The organism is Aliihoeflea sp. PC F10.4 (assembly GCF_054612275.1).
On sequence record NZ_JBTSWH010000001.1, the window covers coordinates 4,090,702 to 4,103,278 of the forward strand.

Genomic DNA, 12,577 nt, shown 5'->3' on the forward strand with positions numbered 1-12,577 from the left:
GCTCCGGTCGAAAGAGCTATGCCGTCTCAATCGGCGCGGCGCACGTAGGTTATTTCATTCGTATCGACGATGATGCGCTCACCCGACGAGATGAAGGGCGGGACCATGACGCGCACGCCGTTTTCCATCACCGCCGGCTTGTAGGAGGATGCGGCGGTCTGGCCCTTCACGACCGGATCGGCCTCGGCGATCGTCAGCGTCACGTAGTCCGGCAGCGAAATGCCGATCGGCTTTTCCTCGTAGAGTTCGACCGTCACCTTCATGCCGTCCTGCAGGAAGGCGGCGCGCTCGCCGACGAAATCCTTGAGAAGCTCGAGCTGCTCGTAGCTTTCGTCGTCCATGAAGACGAGCGCTTCGCCCTGCTCGTAGAGATAGGAGAAGTCCTTCTGCTCGAGGCGGACTTTCTCGACCGTCTCGGCGGCGCGGAAGCGCTCGTTGAGCTTGGTGCCGTTAATGAGGTTCTTCAGTTCGACCTGGTTGTAGGCGCCGCCCTTGCCGGGCTTCACCGCATTGGTCTTGACCGCGACCCACAGGCCGCCATCGTGCTCGATGACATTGCCGGGACGGATTTCGTTGCCGTTAATCTTCGCCATGATCGTCTTTCGCAAGGATTGAGTTTGGCCGCGCGGCCGCAATTTGCGGCTTCCAAGACCATAAAACGCCGCATCAGGCAAGGGTGTGGCGGGTGGCCATGTCGATCGAACACAGGAGCTTTTCGGCAAATGACCGACCGATGCCGCCACCACGGACGCACGAATACAGTCAGCCGGCCTTAGACTTTCGGATAGGATGGGGCGTGAAACCCGCCCCTAATCCAAGACGTTTTCCGGCAGACGTCGCGATGCGAGCGAGGAAGACATCCATTATCGTTTGTAATCGGGGGGATTGTGGGCAAGATGCCCAAGAGGGGAGGGAGGAGCTTTCCCCGATACCGATACGACCTGTTCTTCCCACACCAGGGCAGGTGCATATCTGAACCTGGGGGAAATTCTAAAATGTCGACTGGCTTTCTTGCGCTGCTGGCGTTTTTACCGATTGCGACGGCGGGTATTCTTCTGATCGGATTTCGACTGCCGGCGCGCATCGTCATGCCGCTCACCTATGCGATGGCGGTCGTCATCGCCATCGTCTTCTGGGGCGTCAGCACCAACCGCATCGTCGCGTCCACATTGCAGGGCCTGCTGCAGACGGCGGGACTGCTCTGGATCATCTTCGGCGCGATCCTCCTGTTGAATACGCTCAAACATTCGGGCGCGATCTCGACGATCCGCGCCGGTTTCACCACGATCAGTCCGGACCGGCGCGTGCAGGTCATCCTCATCGCATGGCTGTTCGGCTCGTTCATCGAGGGCGCGTCCGGCTTCGGCACGCCTGCGGCGGTCGCCGCGCCGTTGATGGTCGCGATCGGGTTTCCCGCCGTCGCGGCTGTCGTGTTCGGCCTGATGATACAGTCGACGCCGGTTTCCTTCGGAGCGGTGGGAACGCCGCTGATCGTCGGCGTGCAGACCGGGCTCGACCGGCAGGCGATCTCAGATCGTCTGACCGAAGGCGGTTCGAGCTGGGAAGCGTTCTTCCACGTCATCACCTCGGAGGTCGCACTCCTGCACGCGATTTGCGGCACGCTTATGCCGCTTTTTCTCATCTTGGTCATGACGCGGTTCTTCGGTCAGAAAAAATCGTGGACCGAAGGTCTTTCGATCCTGCCTTTCTCGATCTTCGCCGCGTTCGCGATGACCGTGCCTTACGTTCTCGCCGCCTATTTCCTCGGAGCCGAATTTCCCTCGCTCATCGGAGGTCTCGTCGGTCTTGCAATCGTGACGCTCGCCGCGCGCGCCGGTTTCCTCATTCCGCGTGACACGTGGGATTTCGCGCCTGTCTCGCAGTGGCCGCAGGACTGGTTCGGCAAGATCGACATCAAGCTCGACAATCTGGCTCAGCAGCGTATTCCGCTCGCGCTAGCATGGGCGCCTTATGTCCTGCTGGCGATCTTCCTCGTCATCAGCCGCACAGTTCCGGCGGTCGGCGATGCGCTGAAAACGACGACCGTCGCCTTCAGCGGCATTTTGGGCGAAGAAGGTATTTCGGGCGATTTCCCGCTTCTGTTTTCGCCGGGCGGCATTCTCGTCATCATCTGCCTGATCACGCTGGCGCTGCACCGGATGTCGTTCTCGCGCTTCATGACGGCAACGGGCGAAAGCGCCAACACGCTGATCGGCGCCGGCTTCGTGCTGATCTTCACCGTGCCGATGGTCCGCGTGATGATCAATTCCGGCGTCAACACGCAGGGACTGGAAAGCATGCCCGTCGTCGTCGCCGACTGGGTCTCGATGCAGATGGGAGCGGTCTATCCGTTCTTCGCGCCATCGGTCGGCGCGCTCGGCGCGTTCCTCGCCGGCTCCAACACCGTCAGCAACGTGATGCTCAGCCAGTTCCAGTTCTCGGTCGCCGAAGGGCTCGGGCTGTCGTCGGCGCTGATGGTGTCCGGCCAGTCCGTCGGCGCTGCCGCCGGCAACATGATCGCCATTCACAACGTCGTGGCGGCCTCGGCAACCGTGGGGCTTCTGGGACGGGAAGGGGCGACGCTGCGCATCACGATCCTGCCGACCATTTACTATCTGGTCCTGTCGGGGCTGTTGCTGCTCGCCGGCTTCTATGTGTTCGGGGCCAGCGACCCGTTGATGCCGAGCATGTGACCCAACGGCGATAGCGATAATCGGGCAGGGCGTGACCTTGCCCGGTTGTTGCGTTGATGCTCAAGGTTCCTCGGAACCGTCGCCTTCGGGAGCCGGTTCGGTCTCGTCGCCAGCCTCGGTCGGCTGTTCCAGCGAAGCAGCTTCTGCTCCCGCCTGTTCGAGTTCGGCCATGCGCGTGCGCGCCGCCTCGATCTGCTCGTCGGACAGGCCGGCCAGAAATTCTTCCATGACTGCGTCTGTCAGGCCGCCCTGCCGCGCCAGCATGTACCACGCAGCGGCGGCGATGCGGTCGCCCTCGACGCCCATCCCGGCCCAATAGAGTTTGGCGAGCCGGTTGCGCGCCGCAACGTTTCCGCCGCGCGCGGCAAGCTCGATCCAGGAAAAGCCGGTCTCCATCTCGCGCAGCCCGCCGATTCCCTCGACGAGCCAGGAGCCGAGTTCGATCTGCGCCGTGTCGTAATTTTGCTGTGCGGCGCGCACGAGCCAGCGTCGGGCCTCCTCGAAATCGGTCTCGTCGCCGTCGCGGCTCGCAATGACGAGCGCCAGCGTATATTGCGCGTCGGGAAGGCCGGTTTCGGCCGCGCGCTCCAGATATTGAACGGCCTCGGCCTCGTCGCCCCGATCAAGGAAAATCTGCGCGAGGTTGAACTGCGCCATCGGGTTTCCCGCGTCGGCCGCCGCCTTCATCAGATCGAAGGCGCGGTCCTCGTCGCGCGGCAGGAATTCGCCGTCGAGGAGCATCAGCGCGGTCTGGAACTGCGCCTCGGCAACGCCCTGCTCGGCTGCGGCTTCGTACCAGCGCGCCGCCTCGGCTCCGTCGCGTGGAACGCCCAGCCCGCGCGCGTAGATTTCGGCGACCAGCGTTTGCGCGGCCTTATCGCCGTCCTCGGCGCGCGGCAGGGCAAATCGCAAGGCGGTGATGTAGAGACCACGCTGAAACGCGCCATAGGCTTCATCCGGTGCGCGCGTGCCGAAGCGGCTCGGCGCGACCTCGGATGCCTGCGGGCCGGTCACCGCACCGCCGTCCTGCGCGATGGCCGGGGCGGTCATCGCGGCGACAATTGCAAGGGTGAGGAAAAGCCTAGTCTTCAAAGCGTGGGGCCTTTTCGTCCAGAAGCGCGTTCAGCGCCGCGACCCGTTCGCCGGGTTCACCGCCAGCGAACACCGCCGCCTCGACCGCCACGAAATCCACGCCCGTCTCCGCGACCGCTGCGACGCTCTCGTCGGACGAACCCGCCATGACGATGCCCGGCACGGCGACCATCTGCGCCCACCACTCGCCGAGCGCCAGATTGCGCGGATGCACGTCGGGCTTCCCGTCATAGCCAAAGCGGCCGAAGAACATGAAGTCGGGCTGCGTTTCGCCCAGTTCGAGCGCGTCGTCGCGCGTCTTCACACCGCCGGTTCCGACCATGATCTTGGCTCCGTGGCGCTCGACCATATCCGTCAGATCGGCTTTCGATCCCTCGAAATAAAGCCCATCCGCCTTTGCCCGCATGGCGATGCGCGCATCGCCCTCGACGATGACCGCGACGCCCCGCCCTTGCGCGACCGGCGCCACCTTTTCCACGAAAGCCTGATAGGCCTCATCGCTGCGCGCACCGCGCGGCAAAAGGATCGAGGCGACGTCGCCGCCGGAAAGCGCCGCCTCGATCGGCGCGGCGTCGTCACCCGCCATGGGCGCGATCAGCACGAGGCGGCAGCGATTGGGGGCGGTTTCGGTCATCTGGACTTCTCGGTTGGTTGACGCCGATCTGGCGCGCTATCTTGTCGTGATTGCGGCATAGGGCATAAGAAGGGCAATTGCCAGAAGCCAACGAAAACGCCCCGCCTTGCTGACAGATCCCTGGTTCTACGCCGCCGCCATCCCGTCCGTCCTGCTTGTCGGCCTGTCGAAAGGCGGGCTCGGCGGAGCTGCGGCGCTGATCGGCGTGCCTCTGATGGCGCTCGTCATGCCGCCCGTGCAGGCGGCCGCCATCCTCCTGCCGATCCTGATCCTGATGGACATCGTGTCGCTTTGGCTGTGGCGCGGCAACCGCGACGGGACGACGCTTCGCATTATGCTGCCCGGCGCTGTTCTCGGCATCGCGATCGGCTGGCTGCTCGCGGCGGTGGTCACCGATGCGATGGTGCGGCTCATCGTCGGCGTCGTCGCGCTGGTGTTCTTTCTTCGGTGGCTGGCGTCGAGGCTCGGCGGCACGGAGCACCGCGCCGGCCACAACCGCCTGCGCGGCGGGTTCTGGGGTGTCGTCAGCGGCTTCACATCCTTCGTCGCCCATGCGGGCGGGCCGCCCTATCAGGTCTACGCGCTGGCGCTCGGCCAGGAGCCGCGAATCTATGTCGGCACCAGCGTCATCTTCTTCGCCGTCGTCAACGCGATCAAGCTCGTGCCCTATTTCGCGCTCGGCCAGTTCGATGCGGCAAACCTTGCCGCGTCCGCAGTCCTGATGCCGCTCGCGCCGGTCGCTACCTTCGCCGGGGCATGGATAGTCAAGCGTATGAGCGCGGCAGTCTTCTACCCTTTCATGTACGCGATGGTCTTCGTCGTCGCGCTGAAGCTCATCTATGATGGTGTTAAGGGTCTCGATCTGCTCATTTGATTGGAATGGCGTTCGAGATGGCGAGAGATGCGAGGAAGAGCCCGAAGAGCGGGGTCGTTCCCCCGGTAGAGGGCTTTGACGACGCAGATCGATGCCAGATCGATCGTCCTTCGGATCGGGTGGATTTGCATGGATTGCATTGTCGCACGGTCTTGAAAGGCTTGAGCCTTCCGGCGACCGCGCTTCTCGCACCCACACAAATCCGCTCCGACCATTCCAGTCAAATGAGCAGGTCGAGACCCTATGCTTTGGTCTGGCCTGCTTGACGGGAGGGCGCACGCCGGTCTCTTCTCTCGATCCGAAATTCGGGAGGAAACACCGCATGAACGCTTATGAGACCGACCTCGACAAGAACCCCGCCAACCACCAGCCGCTGACGCCGATCACCTTCCTCGAGCGCGCCGCGAAGGTCTTCCCGGATCACGTCGCCATCGTCCACGGCGCGCAGCGCACCACCTACAAGGATTTTTGGGAGCGCGCGCTGCGCCTTGCCTCGGCGCTCGACGCGCGCGGGATCGGCAAGGGCGACACCGTCACGGTCATGCTGTCGAACACGCCGCCGATGCTCGAAGCGCATTACGGTGTGCCGATGGTCAAGGCGGTGCTCCACTCGCTGAACACACGCCTCGACGCCGCCGCCATCGCCTTCCAACTCGACCATGCCGAAGCGAAAGTGCTGATCGTCGACCGCGAGCACGCGAAAATCGTCGGTGAGGCGCTCGCCATGGCAAAGGTGAAGCCGCTCGTCATCGATTATGACGATCCCGAATATCCTACCGATGCGCCCTACCCGAAGGGCGAGCGGATCGGCTCCGAGGACTATGAAGCGTTTCTGGCAGGCGGCGACCCGGACTTTGCATGGTCGATGCCCGACGACGAATGGGACGCGGTCTCGCTCAACTATACGTCCGGCACGACCGGCAATCCCAAGGGCGTCGTGTGCCATCATCGCGGCGCTGCGCTGATGTGCTACGCCAACACGATCCATGCCGGCATGGACAAGCACTGCGTCTATCTTTGGACGCTGCCGATGTTCCACGCCAATGGCTGGTGCTTTCCGTGGACCGTCGCTTTGCAGATCGGCACCCATGTGTGCCTGCGCTGGGTGCGCGCGAAGGCGATGTATGACGCGATTGCCGAAAACGGCGTCACCCATCTGTGCGGCGCGCCGATCGTCATGGCGACACTGCTTAACGCCGAGGAGGGTGACAAGCGCGAATTCCCGCAGACCGTGACGTTCAACACCGCCGCCGCCCCGCCGCCGGAGGCGGTCCTGTCCGGCATGGCCGATGCGGGTTTCGCGGTGACCCATCTTTACGGCCTGACCGAAACCTACGGTCCCGCCACGGTCAACGAATGGAAGGCGGAGTGGGACGATCTCGAAAAGGGCGCGCGGACCACGAAGAAGGCCCGGCAAGGCGTGCGCTACGCCGCGCTCGAGGGGCTGACCGTCATGGACCCCGAAACGATGAAGGAAACGCCGCATGACGGCGAAACGCTCGGCGAGGTCATGTTTCGCGGCAACATCGTCATGAAGGGGTATCTCAAAAACAAGCAAGCGACCGACGAGGCGTTCGCGGGCGGCTGGTTCCATTCGGGCGATCTCGGCGTCATGCATCCCGACGGCTATGTTCAGCTCAAGGACCGCTCCAAGGACATCATCATTTCCGGCGGCGAGAACATCTCGTCGATCGAGGTCGAGGACGCGCTCTACAAGCATCCTGCCGTCGCGTCGTGCGGGGTCGTCGGCCGCGTCGACGACAAATGGGGCGAGACACCCGTCGCCTATGTCGAACTGAAGCCCGGCCGCACCGCGAGCGAAGACGAAATCATCGAGCATTGCCGCTCGCTGATCGCCCGCTACAAATGCCCGCGCACGGTCGTCTTTTGCGAGGTGCCGAAGACGTCGACCGGCAAGATCCAGAAATTCCGCCTGCGCGAAATGGCGAAGGCGCTCTGATGGCGATTTTCGACGAATTTTCGGTAAAATTTCTGACAATTTTACGCTTCGTTAAGCTTTACGGGTGTTTACTGTCCCCATCCAGTCTTCTGGATTCTTACCGAGTGGTTCGCCCACTTCGTTTGACGCCTCCCTGTTAAACTCCTGAGAGCCGCGCTTCCCGTGGCTCTTTTTTTTGGCCTTCACGCAAGCTTGTGTGGAGCGGCGTTAACCCTTTGTTAAACATCCGGTTGCCCCCACGGTGGACAGAGCGCATGCTTGTTCTTGTAGCCGGCGGCAATTCGTGGAACCTCAGGGGCCACTTGCCGTTTTTCGGGCAGCACTGGCAGTTTTTTCAAGGAATTTCAGCGCGATGATTGGAATGGAAGCTGGACGTAGCGAGGCCGCAACGGTCAATCTTGCCGAACATCGCGTCTTTTCCGGCTCGTTCAAGAAGCTCTATGGCGAAGGCATGCATCTCGTCGAGGAGGCGGCCGAGTACCTAGACGGTGACGGGCGCGTTCACGCCAAGTCGCTGACGCGCCTTGCGGCAACGCTCTATGCGGCCGAATCCATGCGGCTCACCACCCGCCTGATGCAGATCGCCTCGTGGCTGCTTCTCCAGCGCGCTGCCAATTCGGGCGAGATGACGCGCGAACAGGTCGCGGCCGAAAAATCCAAGGTGCGCCTCGACACGGCTTCGGCGTTCGAAGCCGATCGCTGCTGGGGCGAACTGCCCGAACCGTTTCGCGATCTCGTCGACCGTTCGCTGCGCCTTCAGGCGCTCGTCCAGCGCATGGATGGCGAGGTCTACGGGCAGCGCCGCCGCGCCGACGACCGCCGTGCGGTTAATCCGGTTTCCGACCAGATCACTTTGCTCAGAACCGCCTTCGGTCGCTGATCCTGCAAATTTGTTGCTGATTTGTTCACGTTTCCATGGCATATCGATATGGAAACGGGGACATCATGGCAGACGCGATTCGAATCATCGGCATCGATCCGGGGCTAAGGCGCACCGGTTGGGGAATCATTGATGCGATCGGCAATTCGCTGCGCTTCGTCGGGTCCGGCACGATCCGTTCGGACGCCGAAATGGACCTCGCCTCCCGGCTGTGCCAGTTGCATGACGGGCTTGAAGAAATCATCCACACCCACATGCCGGTGGAGGCCGCCGTCGAGCAGACCTTCGTCAACAAGGACGCGAACGCGACGCTGAAGCTCGGTCAGGCGCGCGGCATCGCCATGCTGGTCCCCGCGCGCGGCGGTCTACGCGTTGCCGAATACGCACCGAACGCGGTCAAGAAATCCGTCATCGGCGTCGGCCATGGCGACAAGAAGCAAATCCACATGATGGTCAAGGTGCTGATGCCGCGCGCCACCTTCGATACGGACGACGCCGCTGACGCCATTGCCATCGCGATCTGCCACGCCCATCACCGGCAAAGCGTCACGGGTCGGCTGGCAGCGGCTCTTGCGGGCTAATCGTTCTTGACTTGTTCTCATTTGCAGCATAAGTAATACCTCTGAGGTATTACTTATGCGCGTCACTGAAAAAGGGCAGGTCACGATCCCAAAGGCCATCCGCGACCATCTCGGCATCAAGCCGGGGATGGAGGTGGATTTCGTGCGTGATGGAAAAATCGTGCGTGTTGAACGCGCGTCAACCGATAGCTCCGTCCGCCGTGCAAGGGCAATCGAAGCATGGGCAGATCGTGTTTCCGGGACACTCGATCTCGACGGCATGGACGGCAAGGAATATGTCGACTGGCTGAGGGGGCCGCGTGAAGACCTCGATCCTCATTGATTCCAATATTCTGCTGGACATGCTTGGAGGTGGCGCAGGCTTTGGCTGGAGCCGTTCGAAACTCGTGCGTCATGGTGCCGAGAGCGAATTGGTCGTCAATCCAGTCGTCTGGTCGGAGATCGGCGCCCGGTATGTTAGCGAACAAAAACTCGAAGAAGCGCTTGAAGGTCTGGAGTTCGAGCGCGAAGCCTTGCCTTTTCCAGCCGCCTGGCGTGCGGGTCGAGCACATGCGCTCTACCGCTCGCGCGGTGGCACGCGCGAGCGCACCTTGCCTGATTTTATGATCGGCGCGCATGCTGAGGTCGCGGGCCACACCATCTTGACCCGCGATCCCGCGCGGTATCGCGGCTATTTTCCTGACATCGACATCATCGCACCGGATACGCATCCATGATCGGAAAGCTGAAGGGCACCATCGACGAAATCGGAGAGGATCATTGCATCCTCGACGTGCACGGCGTTGGTTACGTTGCTTATTGCGCGACCCGTACGCTGGCCACGCTGAACACCGGCGAGGCGGCGATCCTCTTCATCGAGACCTATGTGCGAGAGGATATGATCCGGCTCTACGGCTTCGCCTCGACGCTGGAGCGCGAATGGTTTCGTCTTCTGCAAAGCGTGCAAGGCGTCGGCGCGAAGGTCTCGCTCGCCGTCCTGTCCACATTGTCGCCGTCCGAACTCGCCAACGCCATCGCACTGCGCGACATCGCAATGGTCGCGCGCGCCCCTGGGGTCGGCAAGAAAGTCGCCGAGCGCATCGTGACTGAACTCAAAGCCAAGGCGCCCGCCTATGCCGGCGAGGCGACCGGCACGATCGGGCTGAAGCAGGAACTTGGCCAAGGCGTTGCGCCCGCGCCGATCGCCGACGCGGTCTCGGCGCTCGTCAATCTGGGCTATTCGCGCGACATCGCAGCCAATGCCGTCTCGGCCGCGCTCAAGACGGCAGGCGAGGACGCCGATTCGTCGAAGCTGATCAGGCTCGGACTGAAGGAACTGGCGCGGTGATGCGATGATGCATGAGGAATGGCGGCAGAGCCCAACGCCACCTCAACCAGTGAGCGGTTTTCCTTACTGGCGCAGAGGTTTGGTCGTCCTGATCGCGAGCGCCATACTTGGCCCCCTCATCGGCGGCTTCGTCTTTTCGCTCGCAAGTTTCGGACCGACCTACATGCGCGATCTTCCCGGCATCGCATATCTCGCGTTGCGTGTCGGCCTTCCCTTTGCGCTGGCAACCGCTCTACCAATCTCCTGGATCGTCTCGCGCCATGGAACGATAGGCTATGGCGCGACGGCGCTGATCGCCTTTCTGGTCCCGTGCATCGTTTCGTTGCCAGTTCTTGGCGGCTTGTTCGTGCTGATGCCGTTTTTCGCCATACCATGCGTTGTCGCGGCTCTTGTTGCGCGTGCATTGGTCGGCTGGCTGGCATGGCGCTTGTTCGACATTGCTGTATGAAGCAGACTGCCGATGACCTCAATGGAACTCATCTTGTGAACACCGACCCCCGTCTAATCACGCCGGAAAAGCGCGGCGAGGACGTCGATACGACGCTGCGCCCGCAAACGCTCGACGATTTCGTCGGTCAGGCGGCCGCGCGCGCCAATCTCAAGGTGTTCATCGAGGCGGCCAAGACGCGCGGCGAGGCGCTCGACCATGTGCTGTTCGTCGGCCCGCCCGGCCTCGGCAAGACGACGCTGGCGCAGATCATGGCGCGGGAACTCGGCGTCAATTTCCGCTCCACCTCCGGCCCGGTCATCGCCAAGGCGGGCGATCTGGCCGCCCTGTTGACGAATCTCGAAGACCGCGATGTGCTTTTCATCGACGAAATCCACCGCCTCAATCCGGCGGTCGAGGAAATTCTCTATCCGGCGATGGAGGATTTCCAGCTCGACCTGATCATCGGTGAGGGGCCGGCGGCGCGGTCGGTCAAGATCGATCTTGCGCGCTTCACGCTCGTCGCGGCGACGACGCGTCTCGGTCTTTTGACCAACCCCTTGCGCGACCGTTTCGGCATTCCGACCCGGCTCGATTTCTACACGGTCGAGGAACTGGAAAAGATCGTTTCGCGCGGCGCGCGCATCCTCTCCCTGCCCATGAGCGAGGACGGCGCGGTCGAGATCGCGCGGCGCGCGCGCGGTACGCCTCGCATCGCGGGCCGCCTTTTACGCCGCGTGCGCGATTTCGCTTCCGTCGCGGGAGCCGAAACGGTGGACCGCAAGGTCGCGGACGCGGCGCTCACCCGGCTCGAAGTAGACGCGCTCGGCCTCGACAGTCTCGACCGGCGATACCTCAACATGATCGCGAGCAATTTCGGCGGCGGTCCGGTCGGTATCGAGACGATTGCGGCGGGGCTGTCCGAGCCGCGCGACGCGATCGAGGACATCATCGAGCCCTATCTCATCCAGCAGGGCTTCATCCAGCGCACCCCGCGCGGACGCATGCTGACGGCCAATGCCTGGCGACATCTTGGGCTGGAGGCTCCGCGTGACATTGCGGCGCGCCAAACGACCCTGTTCGAGGAAGAAGAATGATCGTGCCGGGCTACCGTCCCGGAACGATCGCCGAAATCGTTCGGCTGCACGCCGACTATTATGCGCGCGAGTGGAACTTCGGCCTGGCATTCGAAGCGAAGGTTGCTCAGGAACTGTCGGCCTTTCTGACCCATTTCCGGCACGGCATCGATTTTTTCGTGGCGGAATGGGACGATGATGGGCGGCTCTCCGGCACGATCAGCCTTGAGGCGCCGCGCGCACACGAGCCGATGGCGCATCTGCGGTGGTTCATCGTTTCGGACACGGCCCGCGGCGCAGGCTTGGGGCAGCGCCTCCTGTCGGGCGCTGTCGCCCATGCCGACAAGAACGGGTTTCATTCGATTTATCTAACAACCTTCGATGGCCTCGGCGCGGCGCGGCGGCTCTACGAACACGCCGGCTTCGCCCTTGTCAGCGAGATGACCGAGGACCAATGGCAGGGCGGCGTTCACGAGCAGCGTTTCGAGCGTCGTCTCCCCGCTGCCGCCGCACGGGAAAACCGCAATGCATGATCCGGCCGGCCTCTCCGGCGAACTCACGCCCTTCGGCCATCGTCTGTTCGCGCGTGTCTACTATGCCGACACCGATTTTTCCGGCGTCGTCTATCATGCGCGCTATCTGGAATTCTTCGAGCGCGGGCGCTCCGATTTCCTGCGCCTTGCCGGCGTTCACCACGCCGAGCTTGCCGACGGCAAACATGGCGAAAAGCTCGTCTGGGTCGTCAAACGCATGGAGATCGACTTTCGCGGCTCTGCGCGGATCGACGACATCTTGACCGTCGATACGCGCACCGAAGCGATCTCTGGCGCGCGCATCACCATGGCGCAACAACTCAAACGCGGCGACGACCTTCTCGTCGAAGCGCGCGTCGAAGCGGCGATCATTTCCGAATCGGGCCGGCCGCGACGGTTTCCGAAGGACTGGATCAGCGCCTTCATGCCGACGACTTAAGGCGCATTTTCATCGTTCCTTAACCCTAACAGGGCATGAACAGGATGATGCAAATCGTCGA

Annotated in this window: 15 protein-coding genes; 12 read left to right on the forward strand and 3 right to left on the reverse strand. The window is 62.7% G+C overall.

Annotated elements, in window-relative coordinates; all coding sequences use genetic code 11:
* Window positions 1–26: 26 nt before the first annotated feature.
* Window positions 27–593, reverse strand: coding sequence for an elongation factor P (gene efp, locus ACX82Z_RS20550; protein ID WP_459590948.1), 567 nt, complete (start codon window positions 591–593; stop codon window positions 27–29).
* A 402-nt stretch (window positions 594–995) separates the two neighbouring features.
* Here efp and ACX82Z_RS20555 point away from each other — a divergent pair, with 402 nt between their 5' ends.
* Entirely contained in the window at window positions 996–2,693 is a 1,698-nt protein-coding gene (locus tag ACX82Z_RS20555; RefSeq protein ID WP_459590949.1) for an L-lactate permease, read from the forward strand.
* Window positions 2,694–2,753: 60 nt separating this feature from the next.
* Here the strand turns inward: ACX82Z_RS20555 and ACX82Z_RS20560 are convergent, their stop codons facing one another.
* Complete coding sequence (locus ACX82Z_RS20560; RefSeq protein WP_459590950.1) at window positions 2,754–3,785, reverse strand: tetratricopeptide repeat protein; 1,032 nt, start codon at window positions 3,783–3,785, stop codon at window positions 2,754–2,756.
* Window positions 3,775–4,419, reverse strand: a complete 645-nt coding sequence (locus tag ACX82Z_RS20565; protein ID WP_459590951.1) for a thiamine phosphate synthase — start codon at window positions 4,417–4,419, stop codon at window positions 3,775–3,777. Before ACX82Z_RS20565 ends, ACX82Z_RS20560 begins: the two co-directional genes overlap by 11 nt.
* Window positions 4,420–4,525: 106 nt before the next feature.
* Here ACX82Z_RS20565 and ACX82Z_RS20570 point away from each other — a divergent pair, with 106 nt between their 5' ends.
* The 11 genes from ACX82Z_RS20570 to ybgC all read left to right on the forward strand — a co-directional run bounded on the left by ACX82Z_RS20570 (window position 4,526) and on the right by ybgC (window position 12,516).
* Complete coding sequence (locus tag ACX82Z_RS20570) at window positions 4,526–5,293, forward strand: sulfite exporter TauE/SafE family protein (RefSeq protein ID WP_459590952.1); 768 nt, start codon at window positions 4,526–4,528, stop codon at window positions 5,291–5,293.
* A gap of 322 nt (window positions 5,294–5,615) precedes the next feature.
* A complete protein-coding gene (locus ACX82Z_RS20575) occupies window positions 5,616–7,253 on the forward strand; it encodes an acyl-CoA synthetase (protein WP_459590953.1) in 1,638 nt (545 codons plus the stop codon).
* Between the two features lie 361 nt (window positions 7,254–7,614).
* Window positions 7,615–8,133 (forward strand): protease adaptor protein RcdA, encoded by a 519-nt coding sequence (gene rcdA / locus ACX82Z_RS20580; protein ID WP_459590954.1) that lies wholly within the window; start codon window positions 7,615–7,617, stop codon window positions 8,131–8,133.
* A gap of 65 nt (window positions 8,134–8,198) precedes the next feature.
* Complete coding sequence (gene ruvC / locus ACX82Z_RS20585) at window positions 8,199–8,714, forward strand: crossover junction endodeoxyribonuclease RuvC (RefSeq protein ID WP_459590955.1); 516 nt, start codon at window positions 8,199–8,201, stop codon at window positions 8,712–8,714.
* A 55-nt stretch (window positions 8,715–8,769) separates the two neighbouring features.
* Window positions 8,770–9,036 carry an AbrB/MazE/SpoVT family DNA-binding domain-containing protein gene (locus tag ACX82Z_RS20590; RefSeq protein WP_459590956.1) on the forward strand — a complete coding sequence of 89 codons (267 nt, stop codon included), beginning with the start codon at window positions 8,770–8,772 and terminating at the stop codon, window positions 9,034–9,036.
* Window positions 9,014–9,430, forward strand: a complete 417-nt coding sequence (locus ACX82Z_RS20595) for a type II toxin-antitoxin system VapC family toxin (RefSeq protein WP_459590957.1) — start codon at window positions 9,014–9,016, stop codon at window positions 9,428–9,430. The genes ACX82Z_RS20590 and ACX82Z_RS20595 overlap by 23 nt, the downstream gene beginning before the upstream one ends.
* Entirely contained in the window at window positions 9,427–10,041 is a 615-nt protein-coding gene (gene ruvA / locus ACX82Z_RS20600) for a Holliday junction branch migration protein RuvA (RefSeq protein WP_459590958.1), read from the forward strand. The genes ACX82Z_RS20595 and ruvA overlap by 4 nt, the downstream gene beginning before the upstream one ends.
* A 49-nt stretch (window positions 10,042–10,090) precedes the next feature.
* Entirely contained in the window at window positions 10,091–10,489 is a 399-nt protein-coding gene (locus ACX82Z_RS20605) for a hypothetical protein (protein ID WP_459590959.1), read from the forward strand.
* 35 nt (window positions 10,490–10,524) lie between these two features.
* Window positions 10,525–11,565, forward strand: coding sequence for a Holliday junction branch migration DNA helicase RuvB (ruvB, locus tag ACX82Z_RS20610; protein ID WP_459590960.1), 1,041 nt, complete (start codon window positions 10,525–10,527; stop codon window positions 11,563–11,565).
* Window positions 11,562–12,077 carry a GNAT family N-acetyltransferase gene (locus ACX82Z_RS20615; protein WP_459590961.1) on the forward strand — a complete coding sequence of 172 codons (516 nt, stop codon included), beginning with the start codon at window positions 11,562–11,564 and terminating at the stop codon, window positions 12,075–12,077. Before ruvB ends, ACX82Z_RS20615 begins: the two co-directional genes overlap by 4 nt.
* The gene (ybgC, locus tag ACX82Z_RS20620) at window positions 12,070–12,516 is read left to right on the forward strand and encodes a tol-pal system-associated acyl-CoA thioesterase (RefSeq protein ID WP_459590962.1); all 447 of its coding nucleotides are present in this window, start codon (window positions 12,070–12,072) and stop codon (window positions 12,514–12,516) included. The genes ACX82Z_RS20615 and ybgC overlap by 8 nt, the downstream gene beginning before the upstream one ends.
* Window positions 12,517–12,577 lie beyond the last annotated feature (61 nt).

Bases quoted from the DNA above. Each gene is read 5' to 3' on its own strand.
- efp (WP_459590948.1), bottom strand. From the start codon at position 593: ATGGCGAAGATTAACGGCAACGAAATCCGTCCCGGCAATGTCATCGAG.
- ACX82Z_RS20555 (WP_459590949.1), top strand. From the start codon at position 996: ATGTCGACTGGCTTTCTTGCGCTGCTGGCGTTTTTACCGATTGCGACG.
- ACX82Z_RS20565 (WP_459590951.1), bottom strand. From the start codon at position 4,419: ATGACCGAAACCGCCCCCAATCGCTGCCGCCTCGTGCTGATCGCGCCC.
- ACX82Z_RS20575 (WP_459590953.1), top strand. From the start codon at position 5,616: ATGAACGCTTATGAGACCGACCTCGACAAGAACCCCGCCAACCACCAG.
- rcdA (WP_459590954.1), top strand. From the start codon at position 7,615: ATGGAAGCTGGACGTAGCGAGGCCGCAACGGTCAATCTTGCCGAACAT.
- ruvC (WP_459590955.1), top strand. From the start codon at position 8,199: ATGGCAGACGCGATTCGAATCATCGGCATCGATCCGGGGCTAAGGCGC.
- ACX82Z_RS20590 (WP_459590956.1), top strand. From the start codon at position 8,770: ATGCGCGTCACTGAAAAAGGGCAGGTCACGATCCCAAAGGCCATCCGC.
- ruvA (WP_459590958.1), top strand. From the start codon at position 9,427: ATGATCGGAAAGCTGAAGGGCACCATCGACGAAATCGGAGAGGATCAT.
- ACX82Z_RS20615 (WP_459590961.1), top strand. From the start codon at position 11,562: ATGATCGTGCCGGGCTACCGTCCCGGAACGATCGCCGAAATCGTTCGG.
- ybgC (WP_459590962.1), top strand. From the start codon at position 12,070: ATGCATGATCCGGCCGGCCTCTCCGGCGAACTCACGCCCTTCGGCCAT.